Source organism: Formosa bonchosmolovskayae, from assembly GCF_051016085.1.
In the GTDB taxonomy this organism is placed as follows: Bacteria; Bacteroidota; Bacteroidia; order Flavobacteriales; family Flavobacteriaceae; genus Formosa.
Genome location: NZ_CP174605.1, coordinates 3,313,250 through 3,336,404, shown reverse-complemented (window position 1 = coordinate 3,336,404; position 23,155 = coordinate 3,313,250). Strand labels below are relative to the sequence as shown.

The window sequence follows — 23,155 nt, the reverse complement described above, 5'->3', positions numbered from 1 at the left end:
CGATGATTTGGACGCTTAATGAATAAAAGACTTCCGGAGTTTTAGGTATTAAAATAATGTGTTATGTTTAGCGTGTTGCCTCTTTTCTTGGAAGATATACCACTGGTTTTGACTCTGAATATGTTATTATATCAAAACTCAACATACATGGGGAAATTAGTAACAGCAATAACCAGAGATATGACCGAACCAATTAAAGACACTCTAGTTACCAATAGCATTCCTTTTGAAATGCCAGGTGCTAACTTTGTTATTTATGGCTATAAATATAAAACTTAGCAAACTTTATAATGTATAACTGCTATGCGTAAATCAATATCACTCATGCCTCCTAAACATTTCTCAAAAATGACCTATACTACATCAGCTTTTTTAGCGCTACTAAGTGCCTCGTTTATGCTGTCTGCTACAAGTTGCAAAGAGCAACCGCAACAGACTCATACACTGCACGCCACTAATTCTACCGAAATAGATACAAACGCATTAGTCCCATTTAAGGACTACTATAAATCTGGATCATTAAAAACTAAAGGACAGCTGCGCGAGAATCAGAAAACAGGAGAATGGATTTCTTATTACGAAAATGGGGAACAGAAGGCTATAAACCATTACAAAAACAACGTCTTCCATGGCCATCAAAAAATGGACTATTCTCAAGAGCTTTACATGGAAGGTGAGTCTAAAGATGGAATAAAAGTTGGGATTTGGAACAGTTATTTTAAGGACGATAACCGTATAAAATATATAAAAGCATTCGATGATGCGGGTAATGCCTCAGGAGAATGGAAAAGTTATTACGATAGTGGCGAATTGTATAATGTGGAGCACTATTTAAATAATAAGCCTCATGGTATACAGACTACCTATTTTAAAAATGGCAACGTAAACAGTAGCGGAAACATGAAGGAAGGCAAAGAAGAGGGAATGTGGAGTTATTATTACGATGATGGCACGTTAGCTTCGGAAAAAAACTTTGTAAACGGTGAAGAAAACGGACCGTATAGACAATATCACACAAACGGTAATCTCCATAAAGAAGGAAGTAAGCAAAACTTTAAAAATGTTGGAACTTGGAGCATTTACGATACGAACGGCGATCTGTTCGAAACCTTGACGTACACCACTGAAACACCCTAATACGATTGGCAAGATTTGAAGGCTAAAATTCTAGTAAAAAAAATACTTTACTGAAAACCCAAGTTCAATGCACTTGATGTTTTCAGTAAAGTAGTATTATAATCTATATAAATATAGACTACATGTTTTAAACCTCTAAAGGTTCTAAGTTAATCTATCCAAATCGTTTTGGTATTTACAAATTCCTTGATTCCGTAACCAGAAAGCTCACGACCAAATCCACTTGTTTTAATACCACCAAATGGCAATCGCGGATCGGATGCCACCAGTTTATTCACAAAGCAACTTCCGGCTTCTAATTGTAAGGCTATTTTTTCACCTTTTTTCTTATCGCTTGTAATTACTCCAGCTCCTAAACCAAACTTAGAGTTATTGGCTAACTCAATAGCATGTGCTTCATCTTTGGCGCGAATTACAGAGGCCACTGGTCCGAATAATTCTTCATTAAAGGCTTCCATACCATCTTTTAAATCCGTTAAAATAGTAGCAGGGTAGTAAGCCCCTTTGCGATTAGGGATTTTACCACCTAAAATTAACGTACCACCTTGTTCAATAGTTTTTTCGACTTGCTTATGTAACTCGTCTCTTAAATCTAATCGGGCTAAGGGGCCGTAATATGTATTTTCATTGGTAGGTTCTCCCATTTTGGCGGCCTCCATTTTTTCTTTATACAATTTTAAAAACGCATCGTAAATTTTATCGAGTACAATAATACGTTTTGCCGCAATACAGGTTTGTCCGTTGTTTTGTAAACGTCCTAAAGTGGCTAAATCTGTAGCCTCTTCCAAATCGGCATCGTCTAAAACAATATAAGCATCATTTCCTCCTAATTCTAATACCGTTTTCTTTAAGTTTTTACCAGCAATAGAGGCAACAGACTGTCCTGCAGGCGCACTACCAGTAAGGGTTACGGCTACAATATGTTTATGTTCTATAACGGCTTTTATAGCATCTGAAGCTACATTAAGGTTCGAGAAAATCCCTTCAGGAAAACCAACCTTAGTTATCGCTTTTTCAATAGCAAAAGCACAACCTTGCACATTAGAAGCATGTTTTAAAACTCCCGTATTACCGGCCATAAGTGCAGGAGCTAAAAACCGAATGACTTGATAATAAGGAAAATTCCATGGCATAACGGCTAAAACAACACCTAACGGCTGAAAGGTGACATAGCTTTTTTCGGCTTCAGTTTTAACTGTGTTATCTTGTAATAAATCTTTTGTATTTTCTGCATAATAACGACATACCCATGCACATTTTTCGACTTCTTTTCTCGATTGTCCAATGGTTTTACCCATTTCTGAAGTGGCTATTTCTGCATAATAATCGGTGTTATTTTCCAATTCATCTGCCAACTTATTCATTAATTGTGCACGCTTTATGTAGGATGTATGCTTCCATTCCTTAAAAACCTGATGCGCTTTTTCTATTTTTTGTTGCGTTTCTTCTACGGTTAAGCGGTTATAAACGGCAATTTTTTCTTCTGTCGCTGGATTTATTGAGATTGATTTATTCATGGTGTTTAAGATTTTAATTTTTCAGAAAATTCTTTAATAAGTACATTTAGTATCTCATGATTTAACGAATAATCGATAGCTAAATCGATAAGTTGAATGCCTTTAGAATGTAATGCGTTATCTAATGCTGTTTTAAATGCGTCTACCGAATCTGGTTTATACCCAACGGCACCAAAACTTTCGGCTAATTTAACAAAATCTGGGTTGGTATACTCCAGACCATATTTAGGAAAACCTTCGTCTTCTTGTTTCCACTCAATCATACCATATCCATTATCATTTAAAATAATAACAATAAGATCTAATTGTAGTCGAGAGGCCGTTTCAAGTTCTTGAGCATTCATCATAAAGCCACCGTCTCCATTAATAGAAATCACCTTTTTATCTGGATATAATTCTTTCACCATCATAGCCGATGGTAAACCAGCGCCCATAGTAGCTAAGGCATTATCTAAAATTAAGGTATTTTGCATATATGCTTTATAATTTCTAGCAAACCACAATTTATACATGCCATTATCTAAGGTTACAATACCATCTTTAGGCAACGTATCCCGCACTATTTTCACTAAACGTTGCGGAAGTATAGGAAAACGATTGTCGTCTTCGTAGGTGGTTAAGTGTTTGCACACATTATCTTTAACTCTAAGGAAAAACGAGTTATCCCAAGATTTTGCGATTGGCTTTAAAGCTTCGGTAAGCTGATTGACACTTGTTGCAATGTCTCCGATAATATTTAAATGAGGGAAATATAGCTGATCTATTTCAGCGGCGAAATAATTCACATGAATCACCTTTTGGTCGCGTTCTGCTTCCATAATAAAAGGTGGCTTTTCAATAGTGTCGTGTCCGATATTTAGGATTAAATCGGCTTTATTCACGGCTTCATGAAGAAAATCGTCGTTAGACAATGCGGCGGTTCCGAGATATAACTCGTGACGTTCATCAATTATACCTTTTCCCATTTGGGTATTAAAAAACGGAATTCCAATAGTATCTACAAAATCGGTAAGTGCTTTGCTTGTCCGATTTCTATTAGCTCCTGCACCAATAAGCACTAATGGTTTAGACGCTGTTTTAATTAACGTTACGGCTTGCTCTATGGCCTTTTGGTCGGGTATCGGTTTTCTATCGTCTACAACCTTAAATAATTTAAGTTCGTCCAATTCTTCTTGGGCGATATCTTCTGGTAACTCGATATGCACAGCACCGGGACGCTCTTCTTGAGACAGTCTAAATGCTTCCCGAATCATAGAAGGAATATGATTGGCATGCGTAACTTGCTTGGTATATTTAGTTAAAGGTTGCATCATTTCGACCACGTCGATGATTTGAAACTTCCCTTGTTTACTTTTCTTAATGGGTTTTTGCCCCGTAATCATGAGCATAGGCATGGCACCCAATTGTGCGTAAGCCGCAGGCGTCATTAAATTAGTAGCTCCAGGACCTAAAGTAGATAAGCACACGCCTGGTTTTCCGGTAAGACGACCATAAGTGGCAGCCATAAACCCGGCACCTTGTTCGTGCCGGGTGAGTATAAATTTTATCTGCTTAGATTTTCGAATAGATTCTAGAATATCTAAGTTTTCTTCGCCTGGAAGTCCAAATATATATTCGACTCCTTCATGTTCCAAGGCTTTTACAAAGACATCTGATGCTTTTAATTTACTGTCCATAATGGTATTTATTTAAATGACAATTACGATTCTGAAGCTCCAGAATTTGCGATGTTTTCTAAAGCCTGAGCTATAGTGCTTAATGTATTGTCGTTATCATCTACATCATGACGATCGGCGATATAATACGGATCGTTGTATATAATATGTACGCTACCCTCGGCATCTTGATAGACTAACATTTTTTGAGGTAAATCTAAAGCCATGGTTCTAGAGTCTTCCATTAATGGAGTACCTAAAGCAGGATTACCAAAAATAATAAGTTTAGCAGGACCTAAATCTAAATCTGCACTCTGTGCATTAGCTTGATGATCTAATTCTGCTATAATTGAAATAGGTTCTAAACTATTCAGTGTATTTATGATGTTGGAGTAGGTGGTATCGAAATCGTTCGGACTAGACACAGAAATAATTCCTTTTGAAGCTGAATTTTCTATCGGATTTAAAGTCACCTCTTCTCCAGTAGATGCATTTACAATATTGGCCAATGCATTTCCAATCATATCGGTGGTCGACACTGTACCTAGACCATGTCTATTAATAATATAATCTATGGAATTATATGTAACAACAGTGTGATTATCCTCATCTGTATAAACCGAAATACGTTGTGGTAAATCTAATCCCGCTTGAATATTATCTTGCATAAGTGGTGTACCCAGTGCTGGATTTCCGAAATATACGGTTCTGGTATAATCTAAAGTTAAACCTGCATTTTCGGCATTTGCAGTATGATTGACCTCGGCTACAATCCCGATGTTATCATTCGCATTTAAAGTCGCTATTAAAGCGTTGTATGTGTTGGTGGGATCTTCATTCGTTTCTGTGTAACCAATACCCGCGGTTTCTGGGACATCATTACTCGGAATTTCTCCATTATTATCGTCGTCGTCGTTACAAGCTAAAACTAAAAAGAATGCGCAACATAGTAGTGAAGTGATTGTTAATGTTCTCATGTGATCTGTTTTTTCAATTAGAGCACAATGTAACACAGGAGTCTTGCAATCTTTAGCGCTATCGCTTATAATATTGACTGCAATAAACGGCGTGTAAAAAGGTATATTAAAGAGAAACCAATCCCAATTTCTAAAGCGGTTCCGTTTGCTATCTTGAAACAGATTTCAAGCCAATAAAGGCTACTGTGCACAAAAATAAAAAGAGTAAATACCAAGTGTTGCTTACTAAGTCGATGTAGTTTAAATCTTGGTTGGAGAAACTTAAAATCATTAATACCTGTGCTCCATAAGGCAACAGCCCTTGAGTAATACAGGCAAAAATATCTAAAATTGATGCCGTATTTTTACGATCTAATTGGTATTCGTCGTTTATGGTTTTACTGATAGATCCAGATATAATAATTGAAACGGTATTGTTGGCAATCGCCATATTAATGCTACTTACCAAGGCCGCAATACCAAATTGCGCAGACTTTTTATTCTTGATGAATTTTTTTATGTTGCTTAAAATAAAATCAATTCCTCCGTTTTTTTCTACTAAGGCTGCTAGTCCGCCAGTAAGTAAGGACAATAAGAAAATTTCTGTCATGTTTGTGAACCCTTCATAACTAATTTTAGTAGCTTCTAACAGTGTAAAATCGCCATAAATAATTCCAATTACTCCGGTAAAAAGTGTTCCAATTAATAAGGTAACAAAGACATTGATCCCAATAATAGAAAGTAAAATAATTAGGATATAAGGTAGAATTTTAATTACAGAATAATTGTAAACCACCAGTGCTGTATCATCTGCTTTCAGGTTTAAACCTTGAACAACTAAAATTATAAGCGTAATAACGGCCGCGGGTATGGCCAATTTAATGTTCTGTTTAAATTTATCACTCATTTTACAACCTAAAGATTGGGTGGCTGCGATGGTTGTATCTGATATTACCGACAAGTTATCTCCAAACATACTACCTCCTAGTAGAGCACCACATAAAATGGCTAAATCGGCTGTGCTTTTGTCGGCAAAACTCACAACTATTGGAGCTAAAGCAACAATAGATCCTACCGAAGTTCCTGTAGATAAGGATAAAAAAGCAGCGATAATAAAAACGCCCGCGTAGATGTATTGAATCGCAATATAATCTAATCCTAAATTTACAATGGCATCTACACTTCCTGTGGCATCGGCCACTGCGGCGAAAGCACCAGCAAGTAAATATATAAGGCACATGGTTAATATTTTATCGTCGCCACATCCTTTTAGTAGGGTTTTAATTTTAGAATCTATGGATTGTCTAAACATTAAAAAGGCAACAATAATACCGGCAATAACGGCTATTGGAGAGGGTAGTGCATAAAAATCGTTTTGATAAATACCTACACCTAAAAACGTAAGTATGAATACAAAAAGCGGAATTAACGCTGAAAATTGAGGTGTTCTTTTGGTAATATTTGCCATCTTATAGTCGTTTTAAAAAGAGCATAGGAGCAAATAAGTAGAAAATATGATTTAACATTTGTTCCAAATAATTGGCCTATCTATTTAGCACCTTGCTTGTTAATGCAGGTTGCTATCTCTTTTTATTGAGATTCTTGATAATTATTTTAAGCCGGCAAAAGTAATATATAAATCCATATAGCATTATTAAATTACGTTAATTTTCAATGCCAAGATTTCATCTTAAGAATATTGCCACTACCTATAGATAATTTTGACTCTATATTTTAGGAAATAACAACGCAAAAAAAAAGCTTTAATGTGATCTGTACAGACCGCATTAAAGCTTTCACATATTATATAAAAGTATTATCTATATTCAGGATTAGAGAAATTCCATCGGGTTCCATCGTCCCAAGCTTCTCTAGAATTTCCGTAAGCTGGGTAACCATCTTGAGCTTTTAACATTTTAGCTAAATGCATTAAATTGTAACTCATAAAGGTTGTATTTCTGTTGGTAAATTCGGAGTCGTGACCTACAGGCGGATCGATACTTTCGCCTTTCCATTCGGTATCTCCATAACTAGGTCCAGGACCTACAGAACCAATCCAACCGGCATCGGCTTGTGGCGGAATGCTGTATCCCAAATGTTGCAATGCGTAGAGTACACCCATAGAACAATGTTTTACACCATCTTCATTTCCTGTTACGATACATCCTCCAGCTTTTCCATAATATACATACTGACCTTTATCGTTTTGATACCCACTCATCGCATATAAACGTTCGATTAATTTAGAAGCAATAGAAGAGCGTTCTCCCAACCAGATTGGTGTTCCGATTACAAGGATATCGGCATCGATAATCTTTTTATAAATATCCGGCCACTCATCGTAATCGTATCCTTCTTCAGTCATATCCGGTTGTACACCAGCAGGAACATCGTAATCTGCTAAGCGTATAGTTTCAACAGAAACACCTTCAGATTTCATAATATCTATGGACACATCCATAAGATTTCGAGTATGACTTATCGAGGGGGATTTCTTTAAACTACAATTTACAAATACGGCTTTTAAGTTGCTAAAATCTATTTTCTTCATGATTTATATATGGTTTTGTTTGAGTTGTATGTTCCGTATTAGTTGAATGACTAACTAAAATAATTTGACATCAATAAGCCTTTCAACACCAATTACGTTTTCAAAGATTTACAAGTTAAGGCCTGTATATACCACGTGTTGCTTCATTTAATACGATTATTAACGTAGATGCTTTCGCGTTACCTAATTTACTAAAATTAACTCGTATTTTGATCAATGTTACTGATTTTAAGCACTAATTGCTATGGTATAAATGAAATAATGCCTCGTTCACGATTGCATAAAAAAGGAGTATTTCATGTCTTGCACTAAATTAAAACGGTTACTTTTAAGGTCCTTAAATTATATCATGTCAGTTTCCAATAAATTTTCGTTTATCAATCCAAATAAATTTCCTTTTTTCTATGGTTATATCGTCCTTTTTATAGGAAGTATTGGCGTTCTTGCAAGTATTCCTGGGCAAACAGTAGGTGTGTCTGTTTTTACAGATCCGGTAAAAGATGCTTTGGGGCTAAGTCGTAATCAGTTTAGTAACGCCTATATGTTTGGGACTTTACTTAGTGCTTTTTTTGTATCGAAAGCGGGTATTTTATTCGACCGCTTTGGTGCACGCTATGTGGCCTTTTTTGCAACCTTGGTTTTAGGAATTTCGTTAATGCTGTGTGCGGTTTCCGTTCAAATTAGCGAAGGCATTAAAAGCATGCTTAATGTAACCACGTGGATTGTGCCATTTGGGGTGATGTGTATCTTGTTTTTCTTTATCCGTTTTAGCGGACAAGGTGTGTTAACCATGGCATCTAGAAATATGATTATGTTGTGGTTCGATAAAAACCGAGGAAAAGTTAACGCCATAAGTAGTGTTACTGTATCCTTAGGATTTTCCAGTTCGCCTTTGGTACTTAATTACTTGATAGAACGTCACGGGTGGGAGCGCAGTTGGCAGATTTTGGCCGTGTGTTTATTTATATTTAGCTTTTGCATTTTACAATTGTATCGCAACAAGCCAGAAGATTTTAATTTGGTGCCCGATGGTGTTCAAAAACGAATAAAAAAAGCGGTCGATGCACCCAAAAAAGTATTTAAAGATTTCACTTTAGATGAAGCTAAGAAAACGCGGGGCTTTTGGATGTTTGGTTTAACTTTAGCTTTCAATAGTTTCTTTGCCACTGGGTTTACTTTTCATGTGGTTTCTATCTTTGAAACTCAGGGGTATGATAGAGCACATGCCATTGCTATTTTTATTCCCATTTCCATTATAGCGTTATCCGTATCTACCCTATGTAATATTTTAAGCGATTACATTAATCATAAAATATATTTGTACGCCATGTTAGGCGCAGGCGTATTGGCATCTTGTGGTTTGCTGTTTTTATCTCACCCGATGGGTGTGTATGCGTTGGTAGCTGGTTTAGGACTTTTAAGCGGATTATTTGCAGTAATTAATGCGGTAACCTGGCCTAGATACTATGGCCGATTACATTTGGGTGCCATAACTGGAAAAGTGATGAGTTTTTTGGTTATTGCAAGTGCTGTAGCCCCGAGTTTATTTAGTTACTGTTTTTCTACGTTTGGCTCTTATAGTTATCTTGGTTATATGGCGTTGGCTTATTTGTTATTTTTAATCTTAGGCTCATTGGTTGTTAAGAATCCGCAGTAAATAGTTTAGAATATCTATGATTTACCAAACATATATTGTAAAACGCTATCATTTTTATAAAACGTTTAAACCACGGTATTCGGGGATACTTATATGTGCTACATTGCCTACATTTGCCCATGCTTTTTAAGCTCCAAAATATAGTTATCTTTTTGTGTCTCTGCTATACGTCTCTATGTATGGCACAAACGGCGACGGTTATTGAAGCCGAAAATAAAAGTATAGATTCGCTATTCTATTATTTAAATAACGGTTCGGATAAAAAAGCATATCATGAAGCTCACCGGTTATTGCCTACGTTTAAGACTAATAAGGCAATCGTGAATACAAATCTTCTTTTGGCTTACTATCACAACAGATATGCGGCCATAGATTCTTCTATTTATTACACCCAAAAAGCTCTTAAAAGCAGAACCACTGTAAACGATTCTTTAAGCATACGGTTAACTATTTTAGCTTATCAATTACTCGCTATAAATAACAAAAATAAAGGCTTATATCACGAAAGTAAAAAATGGCATATTAAAGGAGCAGAACTAAGTGAAACCCATAACGAAACCAATTTATACTACACCCATATACACGGATTAGCAAGTACGTATATTGCCTTAGGAAAGAACACTGAAGCCTTAGAACTACTTAAAAGATGTATTAATAATGCTAAGGATGAAGAAATTATTTTAGGAAGCTACATTAACCTGGGTTCTATTTATTCTACATTAAATCAGTATAAAATTTCTAATACGTATTTACAAAAAGCAAGGGAGATTTGCGTAGAAGACCCGAATCAAAAGCAAGCCTTAATTAACGTCTTAATAAATATAGGCGATAATTATGTGAGTATTGGCGAAGCCGACAACGCCTTGCTTCAATTTTACGAAGCCAAAAAAATAAGTTATGAAAATGGTTTCCAAAATCTAGATCTTATTATTTCAGATAAAATTGGTACCGTTTTATATAATGAAAAACGAAATACCGACGCCCTTTTAATCTACACCAGTGCATTACCAAAAGCAATGACATTAGGGTCGCTAGATGTTTTAATGCATTCCTACTTTATGTTAGAAAAGATTTCGGCTAGAAATAGCGATTTTAAGAATGCTTACCATTACGGTAAACGTTATTATTTGATAAAAGATTCTATTGAAAACTCTCAAAAAGAGCAAGAAATTAATAGGTTAGAAGTCCAATTTAAAACCCTTGAAAAAGAGAAAAAAATTAAGTTATTGGAGATTGAAAACTTAAACAAGAGTTTAAATATTAAAAATAAAGATGCAGATATAGAGAAGTACAAACTGCAACAAGCCATAATTGCCAAACAAAACGAGAATCAGGTTTTACAATTTCAAAATAAAGCTGAAAAACGTCAGAACGAGATTGCCTTACTCAAAGAAAAGGAAGCCTTAAAGGCGGTAGAATTAGATCGAGAAAAGACCATTAAATACGTGGTACTAGTTGCATTTTTCATTCTTCTTGTACCTATTGTGGCGCTTTTAATTATCTACTACCAAAAACTACAAGCACAGGGGTTGCTTAATTTAAAAGAAAAAGAGATTAACGAACAGCGCGTTAATTCACTAAAAAAAGATCAAGAATTAAAGCTTATTAAAGCCTCCGTAGAAGGACAAAATCAGGAACGTAAAAAGATCGCGCAAGAAATGCACGATAGTGTTGGAGGTAATTTGGCGGCGATAAAATTACAATTCAGTCAGCTTAAAAATCATCCTGAAAAAATGGCTTTAATTTACAGTCAGTTAGACGATACCTACGAACAAGTGCGTAACCTATCGCATAATTTATTACCTAAGAAAATTAGAGAAAAACACCTTGTCTTTTTAATTAAGGAATATATTTACACGGTAGAAGAGGCGAGTAACATACGTGTGAATCTGTCGTTTTTTGATGAGGATAAAATTAACACCTTAAATAAAAACTTACAAAACGAATTGTTTTCCATATTTCAAGAATTAACCACCAATACGCTTAAATACGCCCAAGCCAAAACCATAGATATTCAGTTAGACCTTTTAAATGCCTGTATCTTTTTTGTATATGAAGACGATGGAATTGGGTTTGATGTATCGAAAACCAGATTAGGTATTGGCTTAACCAATATAAAACAACGAGTAGAAAATTATAATGGGACTTTACATATAGATTCTATACCCAATCGTGGTACAAGTATAAATATAGAAATTCCCTTAAACGCATAATTAAAATGAAGCATAATCTTATCATAGCCGACGATCATAAAATGTTTTTAGATGGTTTATTAAGTATACTAAGCACAGAAAGTGATTACCATATTGTATACACTGGAAAACATGGAGGCGACGTGCAGAAATATATTTCTATAAATACCGAAGAACAAATAGATTTGGTTATTACCGATGTAACCATGCCCGAAATTGATGGTATCGCTCTTAATAAGTGGATTAAAAACAGCTCCAGAAATATAAAAACCTTAGTGGTGAGTATGCATAACTCGGCCGATATTATAGACGATCTTATCGCGAATGATGTAGACGGATACCTTCAGAAAAATGCACAAAAAGAAGAATTTCTAAAAGCGATTAAAACCATTTTGGGTGGAGAAAAATATTTCTCTCGAGAAATTAAAGATATCTATCTTAAAAACAAATTCGAAAAAAATAAAGATCAGGATATTAAACTTACAAAGCGAGAAGTGGAAGTGATCTCCCTTATCGCAGAAGAATTTACCACTCAAGAAATAGCCGATAAGCTCTTTTTAAGTAAACACACTATTGAGAGTTACCGGAAAAACCTGATTACTAAACTGAATGTGAGAAACCTAGCAGGACTCACCAAATACGCCATTAAAAAAGGGTATGTTTCTTAAAAATTATACTTAAATCAGACACCAAAAGGTACTATTTTAAATAGTACCTTTTTTATTTTATCTGTCCGTAGATTGAAAATCCAGTTTAAGTAAGAATATCCAAGTTTTTGCACTATAACCAATCACAAATAGTGTATTTAAAATCAGCAAAATAAGGGTTGTGCTCCCTGTATTCAGGGATATTTAATTTCACCTAATAAGGGGTTAAACAGCAGAGACTATTCGTCTAATTTTGCTTCAGAATTTGAAACGCATCACAATAATAGATGATGTGTTTATTCAAAAAACTAAACAACATTTAACCTTTAAAAACACATTATGATTTTCGGAATTACACTTATTTTATTAAGCATTATTGCAGTACCTTCTTTATTATTATCAAAAAAACCTAATGCCAAAGAACTCTTAGAAAAAATAGAACCTTATCAAGGTTGGATTGGATTAATATTCTGCTTTTATGGCGTTTGGGGTATAGTATTTTCCATACTAAACTTAGGCTGGATTTCTACATTTCCAATCTGGTGGGGAACCTTATTGGCAGGAAATATCATTCAAGCGGTTTTAGGCTTTATGCTTGGCTTTAGCTTAATTAACAAGTATGTTTTATCTAAAAACGAAATGGCTATAGAAAAAGCGGTGATTCTTAGAGAAAAATTGGCCCCAAAACAAGGAAAACTAGGTCTTATTGGCTTATGTGTTGGGGTTTGGATGATAATCGCTAACATTCTATTCTTTTAAAAAATTAAACGTTATACACTCAATTATTATGAAAAAGATTATCTATTTAATGCTCCTATTGATTACAGTGCCAAGTATGGCGCAAAACAGTAAAAACACAATTACGGTTATTGGAGAAACAGAAAAACATGTGACCGACGACAGTTATACCATTCTAATAGCTTTACAACAAGTTATGGTGTACGAGGGACAAGGCGAAGTTGAAGCGACCTCTTTAGATGTGGTAAGAGAAAATTACATAAAAAAGACAGAAGAAGCAGGCATAGATTTTAACAAATTTAAAAAGAACACACATTATGAATTCGCCATGTCTTATTCACAAAACAGGGAAACTGCGTGTTACTATTTAAAAACCTCAGACGAAGCTGAAGTTAGAAAAATAGTAAAATTAAAATCTGCTGGAATGTCTGTAGTCAATGTCGATGTAGAAACTAAAGATTTAACAAGTCAAGAATTGGTAGCACTTTCTACAAAAGCTATCGCTAATGCAAAAGAAAAAGCAGAGGCTATGGCTAAACAACTAAACAAAAAAGTTGGGGAAATTGTTAGCATCAACGATACAAATAGCAGTGAACAATATGTGCAAAGTTATGGTACTTTACCTACACAAATCCATAGTGTATCGGTGTCTTTCGAATTACTATAAAATTACAAATGTCTATATATTAACATAACACCAAAACACAAAAATGAAACTTAAATTACTAGTATTATCAGTATTCGCTGTCTGTTCAGTTTTTAACGCAGAAGCACAAAAATTAAAAAAGTTTGGAAGTTCAATAGAGAAAAAAGTTGGACCTAAAACCATTCAAGTGCCTTACACAGACGTTATCTCTTATTTAGGCTACGCGGCTGCAGGTAATGAAGATGAAGTGGTAGATGGTAAGAAATTCTATTACATATACTTATGGATTCCTGCTGTAGCACCAGAACTTGGCGTTAGAATGTTATCGCCTGTAGCTAAAACAAAAGTAAAAGATGCTATAGAATCTGCGGCTTATCAAGACAACGCATCATCTAGCGATTATTTTGACACGTACATTACCTTAGAACGTTCTACTATTTTTACTAAAGAAGAGATTTCTGAAGAGGCTGTAAAAAGTGCTACGTGGACTAAACTTGCGAGTAACGACGATAGTACTGAAATGCCAAAACAACCAAGCGGCAGTAGCTATAATTCTTTATTAAGATACCAAAGTGAAGTTGGAAACCCAACAAAAGCATTAACTGTTGGTTTATACCGTATTGGTTTTACAACCTACAAAACAGGAGAAGTTAACGGAACATTCTTAGCCGAAGTGGCGGCTCCAGTAAAATTACCGGGAGTTGTTATGGCTAAAACTATTGAAGAATTAAAAAAAGGATTATAACACACCTTAGACATTTGTATTTTAACTTACACCGCTTTATATAAAGCGGTGTTTTTTGTTTTATAGAATTTCTAAATCATAGTTAGAACTTTAATTGTGCTGGCGTATCTGCTGAATTTTTAGGATTTTTCGGACACTCTATCAATTTTTAGTAATTTAGACCCTTGTTTTGTAGAAGGCGTCTTACATGAAAGCATGTTCTAAATACATAACATATTAATATACTTAATACAACAGGGTTAAAGAAACGATATAAAAGAAAAAAATAGAATGAATAAAGTAGAATACATTGAAAGTGAAATTTCTGAATTAAGAAATCAATTACAAAACCATAAACTGTATAATAATCTTAATAGCATAGACGATATTAAGGTGTTTATGGAAAATCACGTATTTGCAGTATGGGATTTCATGTCGCTTTTAAAGAATCTTCAAATCAATCTAACTTGCGTACAGACACCGTGGACACCACCAAAAAATGCCACTTTAGCCAGATTTATAAATGAAATTGTTCACGGAGAAGAAAGCGATATAAATGAATTGGGCGAACCAAAAAGTCATTTTGAAATGTACTTAGATGCCATGAAACAACTGCATGCAAGTACAGATGAAATTAATAATTTTATAGCATTAATAGCAGAAGGGAATTCGGTTGAATATGCTCTAAACGAATTGCCTATTGATCCCAGAGTAGCCGATTTTGTGAAATTTTCATTTTCCATTATCGACACCAATAAACCTCACCTTGTAGCTTCGGCATTTACATTCGGACGAGAAGATGTAATTCCTGATATGTTTATCGAAATTCTAAAAAAATCAGATTCTGAAAATAAACGCTATAACAAATTAAATTACTACCTGGAACGCCATATCGAATTGGATGGCGATGAACACGGTCCGTTATCTCTTAAAATGATTTCAGAATTATGCCAGGAAGATGACCAAAAATGGGAGGAAACTTTAGATGTAGCCAAACAAGCGTTACAAAAACGAATAGAACTTTGGAATGCAATTTCTGATGTCATCGCGCAAAACAATCTGGCATGTAATCCTGCTTAAAAGGACTAATAGTAAACATCTCAGATTCAGTTTTATGTTGTAGTTGTTAGGGCATAATATTTATAAAGTGTTACATTTTTTCAGCTTAATAAATGTTTATTCCAGATTTATAGGTACCATCAAGCCCATGGCAATCATGAAGATATTTGAAACCGAAAGATTAGTAATAAAGCGTCTAGAGAATAGGGATAAGCACTGTTTTTCTGAACTCTTAACAGACCCAAGAATCTTGGAGCTTATTCCTCAAAACGCTTTTACCGAAAATCAAGTAACCGAAAGATTTACCAAAAACCTACATTTAAAACGAAGTGATTTAAGGGATAGGCAATGCGCTTGCGGTATCTTTATAAAAGGGCAAAAGGAGCTCATTGGATTGGCTTTATTCCTTATAAATAAGGATAACGAAAAAGAATTAGGGTATCGGTTTAGAGTAGACTATTGGGGACATGGTTATGGTAAAGAAACCACTAAAGGCATGCTGAGATATTATTTTGAGCACATGCATGTAAACAAAGTGACTGCAGATGTTAATATAGCAAATTTAGGATCGGTTAAAATATTAAACACGTTTATGACACCCGTAAAAGAATTCTTTAATGAACGGGATAATTGCACCGACAGAACTTACGAAATCACTAAAGCGCAATGGTTAAAACAAGATTATAAACAATAAAATCTTTTGTTATTAGTTAAAACGAACCCCTAGAAGCAAGCCTTTTTAAATAATGAAAACGGATGTTACAGATTGAATATATATTATATTTGAATATATAGTATAATTAAAGCAAACTGTGTTATTTGCTAGAACGTATAAAAAATGAGTAATAAAGTATTTTGTATTGGTTTAAATAAAACGGGAACATCGTCCTTGCATGAAGCTTTTAATATTCTAGGGTTAAAAAGCGTCCATTACAAAGATGATCATGGTAACGATATCAAGGAAATTATTCTAAATAACTACCTATCAGGACATGATATTTTGAAGGGTTTAGAGGCTTATGATGCGTTTTCCGATTGGGATCAGGAGCAATATACTATAGAGATATTTAAAGCATTTAACGAGCAGTATCCAGGGAGCAAATTTATATTAAACACAAGAGATTTAAAAGGTTGGTTAGATAGTCGCGAAAAACATGTCAAAAACAATCAGATTAAAAAACGGAAAGATCCGCAAGCCGATATTGTTTGGTTGGATATTGATAGGGAAGCTTGGGAGACTCAATTTAAAAAACACTACCAAGAGGCCAATGCCTATTTTAAAGGAAGAACAGACAATTTTTTAGTCTTTGATGTCATTAACGGCGATGGTTGGGAAACCCTTTGCCCTTTTCTAAATGTGCCAATTCCTAATGTTCCTTTTCCTAAAAAAAATGTCGCCTCAGATAAAAAGCTTTATAGAAGATTAATCCGTAAAATTAAAAGATATTTATAATCATATACAGATACAATAGAAGTGTATATAATTATTCAATAGTAGGTTTTTAATACAATAAACCTAAGCAATCTTTAAGTTAAATATCGCCACCTACAAGACTTTCCAAAGCATAAAATAAACGATTCTTTGCATTCGCTTGCGAGCCAAAAATAGAGCGAAACAATTCCCCCGTTTCAGATATTAGAAACCATTGTGGTGTACCTTCCGACTTAAACTGATCGTAGACTTTATGATCATGGTCTATATAAATTGGAAACGGAATCTCTCCATTGGTAAACACACCTTTAATGTTCTCTTTTGTACCAACTCTGTTGCTAAAGTCGGCATGAATCCCTACAACCTGAATCGTAGGGTACGTCTGTTGCAATTCGTATGCTAGCGGAAGCGCCCGACCTGTACATCCCAAACAATCATTATTGTAGATAATAAGTAACAAGATTTTATTTTTGTACCTCTCTAAAAGCTCTACTGCAACGCCGTCTAAGTCTTTTACTGGAATCGATTGTATTGGGATATTCATATTTTTATTAGTATTAAAAGTCATTGTAAAATTAACGAATTTATAAGCGCACTAAGCACAAGATTCTTCTAAATACATAGACTACCAATTCGATGAATTTTATATTTAACTGATAACAAGCAGATTAAATAAAACCATTTACAGTTAATTGTTTATTAATCAACGTATTCATTAGAGTATTTTCTATTAATTATATTACGTTAAGAATATGCAATTCTCAATTCCTAGTCGAAACACCTCCTTAGGCCTTATTAACTCTAGGAAATTAATTTTATCTACCACGTATAAAATTGCTATCTTCAAGACCTTAAACGCTCGGCTAGCTGTATTCTGTCTCATAATAAAATCATTTTAGCTTAGCATTTAACCCCTTTTTACTAACCATAATTAAATACAATGAAGAACATTTTTACTTTAAAATTATTTTGGCTGTTCACCGTCCTGTGTGTCACGACCATTAACTGTGCCTATGCGCAAACAAGCCCCGATTATAATCCGCTCTCCCTTTGGTACGAGCAACCTGCTGAGATTTGGATGACAGAAGCACTACCTATTGGTAACGGTCCGATGGGCGCTATGCTATTTGGTGGTACGGATATAGAACGTATTCAATTTAATGAGATTAGTCTGTGGAGTGGCGATCGTATGGCAAGAGAAGATGTAACTGAAGAAAACATGGGAGCGCATCAAGCTTTTGGTGATGTGTTTATTCGTTTAGGTCACGATTTTTCTAAAGTCACCAACTACAAACGCGAACTTGATATCAGCAAGGCTGTTCACCGTGTAGAATACGATTACGAAGGAATACATTACGTACAGCGTGCTTTTGCTAATCATCCTTCAAATGTGATTGTAGTAGAATTAACAGCAGATAAACCGAAAGCTTTTAATGGAGATGTTTGGCTAACAGATATGCATGGAGCAGATATTACGATAAATAAAAATCGCTTTTATTCGGTTGGAGACATGAAAAACGGATACGAATATGAAGCGCAATTACAGGTGCTAACCACTGGTGGAGAAATAAAAAGCTCTAAACCAGAATTTGCTGGGCGAACGCTTATGCCTACTTTAGGGTTGCGTTTAATAAAGTGCGATGCAGTAACTTTAATACTAAGTGCTGGCACAAACTTTAAACAAGATTTTAAATCGGAATGGCTAGGAGAACATCCTCATGCAAAAGTCACTAAAAATGTAGATGAAGCGATTACTAAAGGTGTAAACACCTTATTTACCGAACACTTGGCAGATTATCAAAATCTTTTTGGTCGTGTCGATTTAAATTTAGGAAAAACCGCAGACAATCTTAGAGCAAAGAGTACATTACACCGACTTCGAGATTATACCACAGCAAAATCTACAGATCCAGAACTAGAGGCTTTATTCTACCAATTTGGACGGTATCTTTTAATTAGTTGTTCACGTCCTAATTCCTTACCTGCAAACTTACAAGGCGTTTGGAACAATAGTAACCGACCTGCTTGGGCTGGAGATTATCATTCTAATATTAATTTAGAAATGAATTATTGGCCAGCAGAAACGTCAAACTTAGCCGAGTGTCATGTGCCTTTTATAGATTATGTGACAAGCTTACGAGAAGTGAGTGCATTAAATACCCAAAAAGAATATGGCGATGTTCGCGGATGGACCATTCAAACTATGAATAATCCAACAGGTATTTCATTTTGGAAGTGGAATTTACCTGGTAGTGCTTGGTACGCACAACACCTATGGGAGCATTACGCGTTTGGCCGAGATAAAGCGTATCTACGCGAAACGGCTTATCCAGTACTTAAAGAAGTTTGTCAGTTTTGGGAAGATCATTTAATTCGTCGTCCCGATGGCACACTAGTCACTCCAGACGGATGGTCGCCAGAACAATATAAATACGAACCTGAAGAAGGGGTTACCTACGATCAAGAAATAATTTACGATTTATTTACCAATACCATCGAAGCAGCAAATGAATTAGGACATGATGAGGCGTACAAAAAGAAATTAATGAAGATGAGAGATGATCTTTTAAAACCGGCCATCGGACGTTGGGGACAGTTAAAAGAATGGGAAATAGATAAGGACGATCCGGAAGATCATCACCGTCATGTATCTCATTTATTTGCATTGTATCCAGGGCGTCAGATTAGCGTGGCTCAAACGCCAGAACTGGCAGAAGCCGCTCGTGTCTCTCTAAATGCTAGGGGCGACGAAAGTACAGGTTGGAGTCGTGCATGGAAAATTAACTTTTGGGCACGATTAGCCGATGGAGATCGCGCTTATAAACTATTGCGTAGCCTTATAAATTTAGTAGATGAAACCAAAACCATTTATGGAAAAAGTGGAGGAGGGGTTTATTCTAATTTATTGGATTCTCACCCGCCATTTCAAATCGATGGTAACTTAGGTGCAACGGCAGGATACGGAGAAATGCTCATGCAGAGTCATGCCGATCAAATTCAATTACTTCCTGCATTGCCTTCGGCTTGGCCTGACGGTTTTGTAAAAGGTATTCGTGCTCGTGGCGGATTCGAAATTGATATGACTTGGGAGAATAATAAACTGACACAAGTGGTTATTCATTCGGAGTTTGGGTTGCCTTGTAAGGTGACTTACAACGGTAAAACTTGGGAATCTAACACCAAAGCAGGAACGTCTTATACGCTAAATACAAAGCTAAAATTACAAAGCAAATAGATTCTAGCATCTTTTAAAAACCAACTCTGGTTTTGTGCTATTATAGATAGTTACATGATTCATTTATAGTATTTTCTTACCGAAAATAGTATTCAGAATCATGTAACTTTTTTTTGTTTAAACAATTTACAATCAGCTATTAAAACCTCGTTGATAACACCTTTACGAGAAGTTAGATACCAATATAGATTAGCTAAAAAAAATATTATAAACAAGTCCATTAAATGCGATTCAATCATACATGATATTGAAACCATATAGGCAGACAAGACTTGGGTTCAACAGCTATCCGTTTAGTCTTCCCATGTTACATTAAGTAAGAACTCTAAAAAAATACTACATTGCAAGTATGCTTTTTAACAGCGCCTTAATTTAAGACCTTATGGAATATTTTTTGTCTATTGTTATAATCTTACTACTCCTCCTTCAGGGATCTAAAATCAATACGAATAGTTCGCGTTTACAGAAAGATATCGATGCCTTAACCGATAAGATTAGCCATCTAACTACACTTATAAAAACCGAACAAGCGTCTGAATCTTCTGAAAAAGAAACAGACGATACTGTCAGTCTGCATCCCATTAATGCAACCTTAGATCTTTATATTTAATACGGTTTAGAAAACCTACTCGTAATTACCTTGGTAGGAGAAACGTTCCCTTAGTTTTAAATACCATTTTGTTTTAATTAATTTAAATTTTTTCATGTCTACATTACATTCAAAATACATAATAATTGGTGCTGGCTTATCTGGTTTAACCAGTGCAAATCAGTTACAAGCTCGTGGCGTACAGGATTTTAAAATTCTGGAAAGTAGAGCACATATTGGAGGTCGGATTTATACTAAAGAAGGTATTGATTTGGGCGCAACATGGTTTCAGAATCATCATACGTATATGTTAACCGTTTTAGAACAATTAAAACTAAAGTCATTTTCTCAGTTTAGCGCTGGTAAAAGTATTTTAGTTTACAATTCCATGGCACCGGCACATTATTTTGAAAGCGACCAAAATAGTCCTGCGGCACAGCGTATAGCAAATGGTTCCGAAGCTTTAATACAGGCATTGGCCTCTGGGGCTCAAGATAAAATCACCTTGAATACGCGAGTGACAAAGATTACCGAAAATGAAGACAAAATTCATATACAAACCGAAAAGACAGCCTATACTTGTGACAAATTAATTGTCACCATACCACCTAAGTTGGTTAAAAATATCGTTTTCGATCCTGAATTACCCGAATCACTCACTCAAGTTTTAGGTAAAACTCATACATGGATGAGTAATGCGATTAAGGTGGGACTAACGTTTAAGCGTCCCTTTTGGCGAGAACAAGGACTGTCGGGAACAGTAATTAGTCAGATTAGTGAGGTCACCGAATTGTACGATCATAGTAATGCTTCAGAAAACGAATTCCGTCTTATGGGCTTTGTTAACGAAGGACTACGAGACTTAACGGTATCCGATAGACAAGAGCGCATTTTAAAATACCTAGAAAAGTACCTAGGTCCAGAAATTAGGGGCTATATTCATTACGAAGAAAAAGACTGGGCGGCCGATCCCAATACGTCTAACGATCACTTAAATTCTGTGTATATGAGTCCGTCGTACGGAAATCCAGTATTTCAAAAGTTATATATGCACGGGAAATTAGTGTTTTCCGGTACAGAAACAGCAACAATAAGTGGTGGATATATGGATGGTGCTATTCACAGTGGTCTTCAAGCCGTTGCGCTTTTAAATGCAAAGTAGAGTTTTGGGTTTAATACCTGTATTGCCAATATCCAATATGAGTGTTGCTTTTTTTATAGTTATACCATTTGAGAGGTAGAGATTTATGTAATTTAATAGAATTTTAAGACAAATCTCTTTATTAGCATGGGATATGGTCTTATATTTAAATTTGGAAATTTTAAAAACGTAAACAATGAAAACATTATATGAAGCAACTTCGGTTGCAACAGGAGGAAGAAAAGGGCACGTCGTATCAGAAGATAGTCCGATAGATTTTAACTTATCAGTACCTGAGTCTATGGGAGGCGATGGCGGTTCTGGAGCAAATCCAGAGCAATTATTTGGTGCCGCTTACGCAGCTTGTTTTGGTGGGGCCATTCAAGCCGTTGCAAAAAGTGAAGGCATTGAAATTGATGAAGACGAATTAAGCGTTACAGCCATCATCGGATTCTGTAAAGGTAAAAGTGGCTTTTTATTAGAAGCAACATTAGATTCTTACATTCCAGGTGTAGATTTAAAAACTGGAGAAGATTTAATAGAAAAAGCTCACGAAATGTGTCCGTTTAGTAAAGCTACTCGTGATAATATTACGGTGACGTTAAACTTATTATTAGACGAATAAAAATCTGTTTTCCTTCAAAATATCAAAGCCCACCATTGCGGTGGGCTTTTTTTATAGTAAATCGTATATAGATAAAATTATGTAGTTAGAGGTTTTACATGAATGTAATTCTTAGTTCTCGACGCCGCTCGAACACCCTGTAAAACAAAATATGATTCAAACGGTCTTCGAGCATTAGCAAGATAGAATAGTAAGATTCTGACGAAGCTAGCGAACGAAGTTTGACGAGAAGCAGACTATATATTTTAGAGTGTAGACTTATTCTGAAAAACATAAACCAGTTAGAAATACTAAAGAGCAATATAAGTTCTCGAGGCCGCTCGAACATCCTGTAAAACAAAATATGATTGAAACGGTCTTCGAGCATTAGCAAGGAAGAATAGTAAGATGCTGACGAAGCTAGCAAACGAAGTTTGACGAGAAGAAGATTATATATTTTAGAGTGTAGATTTATTCTGAAAAACATAAACCCTTTAGAAATACTAAAGAGCAGTCTAAGTTCTCGACTTCGCTCGAACACCCTGTAAAGCAAAATATGATTAAAATGGTCTTCGAGCGGAGTCGAGAAGTAATGGTAAGGTGCTGACAAAGCTAGCGAACGAAGTTCTTCATTAAGCACCTACTGCATGCCACTATCTTGCCTTGCTTTTTTTT

21 protein-coding genes and 1 riboswitch are annotated in these 23,155 nt (G+C 35.3%); of the genes, 15 read left to right on the top strand and 6 right to left on the bottom strand.

What is annotated here, in order from left to right; genetic code table 11:
* Positions 1-147 precede the first annotated feature (147 nt).
* Together ACKC83_RS14270 and ACKC83_RS14265 are read left to right on the top strand one after the other, a co-directional pair.
* Entirely contained in the window at positions 148-279 is a 132-nt protein-coding gene (locus ACKC83_RS14270) for a hypothetical protein (protein ID WP_434036034.1), read from the top strand.
* A 69-nt stretch (positions 280-348) separates the two neighbouring features.
* Positions 349-1,137, top strand: a complete 789-nt coding sequence (locus ACKC83_RS14265; protein ID WP_434036033.1) for a toxin-antitoxin system YwqK family antitoxin — start codon at positions 349-351, stop codon at positions 1,135-1,137.
* Positions 1,138-1,286: 149 nt separating this feature from the next.
* Here the strand turns inward: ACKC83_RS14265 and ACKC83_RS14260 are convergent, their stop codons facing one another.
* The 5 genes from ACKC83_RS14260 to ACKC83_RS14240 form a co-directional block, all read right to left on the bottom strand.
* On the bottom strand, positions 1,287-2,654 hold the full coding sequence (locus tag ACKC83_RS14260; RefSeq protein WP_434036032.1) for an NAD-dependent succinate-semialdehyde dehydrogenase: 1,368 nt from the start codon (positions 2,652-2,654) through the stop codon (positions 1,287-1,289).
* Between the two features lie 5 nt (positions 2,655-2,659).
* Positions 2,660-4,330, bottom strand: coding sequence for an acetolactate synthase large subunit (locus ACKC83_RS14255; protein WP_434036031.1), 1,671 nt, complete (start codon positions 4,328-4,330; stop codon positions 2,660-2,662).
* A 23-nt stretch (positions 4,331-4,353) separates the two neighbouring features.
* A complete protein-coding gene (locus tag ACKC83_RS14250) occupies positions 4,354-5,286 on the bottom strand; it encodes a DUF302 domain-containing protein (protein WP_434036030.1) in 933 nt (310 codons plus the stop codon).
* A gap of 148 nt (positions 5,287-5,434) precedes the next feature.
* Entirely contained in the window at positions 5,435-6,733 is a 1,299-nt protein-coding gene (locus tag ACKC83_RS14245; protein WP_434036029.1) for a Na+/H+ antiporter NhaC family protein, read from the bottom strand.
* Between the two features lie 47 nt (positions 6,734-6,780).
* Positions 6,781-6,879: riboswitch (SAM-I-IV-variant riboswitch) on the bottom strand.
* A 202-nt stretch (positions 6,880-7,081) separates the two neighbouring features.
* Positions 7,082-7,816, bottom strand: a complete 735-nt coding sequence (locus ACKC83_RS14240) for a flavodoxin family protein (protein ID WP_434036028.1) — start codon at positions 7,814-7,816, stop codon at positions 7,082-7,084.
* Between the two features lie 349 nt (positions 7,817-8,165).
* On the opposite strand from ACKC83_RS14240, the gene ACKC83_RS14235 reads away from it, so the two are divergent.
* From ACKC83_RS14235 to ACKC83_RS14195, 9 genes are all read left to right on the top strand, one after another.
* Entirely contained in the window at positions 8,166-9,473 is a 1,308-nt protein-coding gene (locus ACKC83_RS14235; RefSeq protein ID WP_434036027.1) for an MFS transporter, read from the top strand.
* A 179-nt stretch (positions 9,474-9,652) separates the two neighbouring features.
* Positions 9,653-11,686, top strand: coding sequence for an ATP-binding protein (locus ACKC83_RS14230; protein ID WP_434036026.1), 2,034 nt, complete (start codon positions 9,653-9,655; stop codon positions 11,684-11,686).
* 5 nt (positions 11,687-11,691) lie between these two features.
* On the top strand, positions 11,692-12,333 hold the full coding sequence (locus ACKC83_RS14225) for a response regulator transcription factor (RefSeq protein WP_434036025.1): 642 nt from the start codon (positions 11,692-11,694) through the stop codon (positions 12,331-12,333).
* A gap of 318 nt (positions 12,334-12,651) precedes the next feature.
* On the top strand, positions 12,652-13,071 hold the full coding sequence (locus ACKC83_RS14220) for a hypothetical protein (protein ID WP_434036024.1): 420 nt from the start codon (positions 12,652-12,654) through the stop codon (positions 13,069-13,071).
* A gap of 28 nt (positions 13,072-13,099) precedes the next feature.
* Entirely contained in the window at positions 13,100-13,717 is a 618-nt protein-coding gene (locus ACKC83_RS14215) for an SIMPL domain-containing protein (RefSeq protein ID WP_434036023.1), read from the top strand.
* A 43-nt stretch (positions 13,718-13,760) separates the two neighbouring features.
* A complete protein-coding gene (locus ACKC83_RS14210) occupies positions 13,761-14,441 on the top strand; it encodes a Lipl32 family lipoprotein (RefSeq protein WP_434036022.1) in 681 nt (226 codons plus the stop codon).
* Between the two features lie 270 nt (positions 14,442-14,711).
* Positions 14,712-15,500 (top strand): DUF3050 domain-containing protein, encoded by a 789-nt coding sequence (locus ACKC83_RS14205; protein WP_434036021.1) that lies wholly within the window; start codon positions 14,712-14,714, stop codon positions 15,498-15,500.
* Positions 15,501-15,636: 136 nt separating this feature from the next.
* A complete protein-coding gene (locus tag ACKC83_RS14200) occupies positions 15,637-16,173 on the top strand; it encodes a GNAT family N-acetyltransferase (RefSeq protein ID WP_434036020.1) in 537 nt (178 codons plus the stop codon).
* Between the two features lie 144 nt (positions 16,174-16,317).
* Entirely contained in the window at positions 16,318-16,932 is a 615-nt protein-coding gene (locus ACKC83_RS14195) for a sulfotransferase family protein (protein ID WP_434036019.1), read from the top strand.
* Positions 16,933-17,011: 79 nt separating this feature from the next.
* Here the strand turns inward: ACKC83_RS14195 and ACKC83_RS14190 are convergent, their stop codons facing one another.
* Positions 17,012-17,455 carry a TlpA family protein disulfide reductase gene (locus tag ACKC83_RS14190; protein WP_434036018.1) on the bottom strand — a complete coding sequence of 148 codons (444 nt, stop codon included), beginning with the start codon at positions 17,453-17,455 and terminating at the stop codon, positions 17,012-17,014.
* A 396-nt stretch (positions 17,456-17,851) separates the two neighbouring features.
* Here ACKC83_RS14190 and ACKC83_RS14185 point away from each other — a divergent pair, with 396 nt between their 5' ends.
* From ACKC83_RS14185 to ACKC83_RS14170, 4 genes are all read left to right on the top strand, one after another.
* A complete protein-coding gene (locus tag ACKC83_RS14185) occupies positions 17,852-20,146 on the top strand; it encodes a glycoside hydrolase family 95 protein (protein WP_434036017.1) in 2,295 nt (764 codons plus the stop codon).
* 382 nt (positions 20,147-20,528) lie between these two features.
* Positions 20,529-20,756 carry a hypothetical protein gene (locus tag ACKC83_RS14180; protein ID WP_434036016.1) on the top strand — a complete coding sequence of 76 codons (228 nt, stop codon included), beginning with the start codon at positions 20,529-20,531 and terminating at the stop codon, positions 20,754-20,756.
* 94 nt (positions 20,757-20,850) lie between these two features.
* A complete protein-coding gene (locus ACKC83_RS14175; RefSeq protein ID WP_434036015.1) occupies positions 20,851-21,897 on the top strand; it encodes a flavin monoamine oxidase family protein in 1,047 nt (348 codons plus the stop codon).
* A 175-nt stretch (positions 21,898-22,072) separates the two neighbouring features.
* Positions 22,073-22,501, top strand: a complete 429-nt coding sequence (locus tag ACKC83_RS14170) for an organic hydroperoxide resistance protein (protein ID WP_414034488.1) — start codon at positions 22,073-22,075, stop codon at positions 22,499-22,501.
* Positions 22,502-23,155 lie beyond the last annotated feature (654 nt).

What these genes read in the sequence shown, in the direction of transcription:
- ACKC83_RS14220 (WP_434036024.1), top strand. Translation starts at nt 12,652, where the DNA reads ATGATTTTCGGAATTACACTTATTTTATTAAGCATTATTGCAGTACCT.
- ACKC83_RS14230 (WP_434036026.1), top strand. Translation starts at nt 9,653, where the DNA reads ATGGCACAAACGGCGACGGTTATTGAAGCCGAAAATAAAAGTATAGAT.
- ACKC83_RS14245 (WP_434036029.1), bottom strand. Translation starts at nt 6,733, where the DNA reads ATGGCAAATATTACCAAAAGAACACCTCAATTTTCAGCGTTAATTCCG.
- ACKC83_RS14250 (WP_434036030.1), bottom strand. Translation starts at nt 5,286, where the DNA reads ATGAGAACATTAACAATCACTTCACTACTATGTTGCGCATTCTTTTTA.
- ACKC83_RS14185 (WP_434036017.1), top strand. Translation starts at nt 17,852, where the DNA reads ATGAAGAACATTTTTACTTTAAAATTATTTTGGCTGTTCACCGTCCTG.
- ACKC83_RS14235 (WP_434036027.1), top strand. Translation starts at nt 8,166, where the DNA reads ATGTCAGTTTCCAATAAATTTTCGTTTATCAATCCAAATAAATTTCCT.
- ACKC83_RS14210 (WP_434036022.1), top strand. Translation starts at nt 13,761, where the DNA reads ATGAAACTTAAATTACTAGTATTATCAGTATTCGCTGTCTGTTCAGTT.
- ACKC83_RS14225 (WP_434036025.1), top strand. Translation starts at nt 11,692, where the DNA reads ATGAAGCATAATCTTATCATAGCCGACGATCATAAAATGTTTTTAGAT.
- ACKC83_RS14180 (WP_434036016.1), top strand. Translation starts at nt 20,529, where the DNA reads ATGGAATATTTTTTGTCTATTGTTATAATCTTACTACTCCTCCTTCAG.
- ACKC83_RS14170 (WP_414034488.1), top strand. Translation starts at nt 22,073, where the DNA reads ATGAAAACATTATATGAAGCAACTTCGGTTGCAACAGGAGGAAGAAAA.
- ACKC83_RS14190 (WP_434036018.1), bottom strand. Translation starts at nt 17,455, where the DNA reads ATGAATATCCCAATACAATCGATTCCAGTAAAAGACTTAGACGGCGTT.
- ACKC83_RS14260 (WP_434036032.1), bottom strand. Translation starts at nt 2,654, where the DNA reads ATGAATAAATCAATCTCAATAAATCCAGCGACAGAAGAAAAAATTGCC.
- ACKC83_RS14255 (WP_434036031.1), bottom strand. Translation starts at nt 4,330, where the DNA reads ATGGACAGTAAATTAAAAGCATCAGATGTCTTTGTAAAAGCCTTGGAA.
- ACKC83_RS14240 (WP_434036028.1), bottom strand. Translation starts at nt 7,816, where the DNA reads ATGAAGAAAATAGATTTTAGCAACTTAAAAGCCGTATTTGTAAATTGT.
- ACKC83_RS14195 (WP_434036019.1), top strand. Translation starts at nt 16,318, where the DNA reads ATGAGTAATAAAGTATTTTGTATTGGTTTAAATAAAACGGGAACATCG.
- ACKC83_RS14215 (WP_434036023.1), top strand. Translation starts at nt 13,100, where the DNA reads ATGAAAAAGATTATCTATTTAATGCTCCTATTGATTACAGTGCCAAGT.
- ACKC83_RS14200 (WP_434036020.1), top strand. Translation starts at nt 15,637, where the DNA reads ATGAAGATATTTGAAACCGAAAGATTAGTAATAAAGCGTCTAGAGAAT.
- ACKC83_RS14270 (WP_434036034.1), top strand. Translation starts at nt 148, where the DNA reads ATGGGGAAATTAGTAACAGCAATAACCAGAGATATGACCGAACCAATT.
- ACKC83_RS14175 (WP_434036015.1), top strand. Translation starts at nt 20,851, where the DNA reads ATGTCTACATTACATTCAAAATACATAATAATTGGTGCTGGCTTATCT.
- ACKC83_RS14205 (WP_434036021.1), top strand. Translation starts at nt 14,712, where the DNA reads ATGAATAAAGTAGAATACATTGAAAGTGAAATTTCTGAATTAAGAAAT.
- ACKC83_RS14265 (WP_434036033.1), top strand. Translation starts at nt 349, where the DNA reads ATGACCTATACTACATCAGCTTTTTTAGCGCTACTAAGTGCCTCGTTT.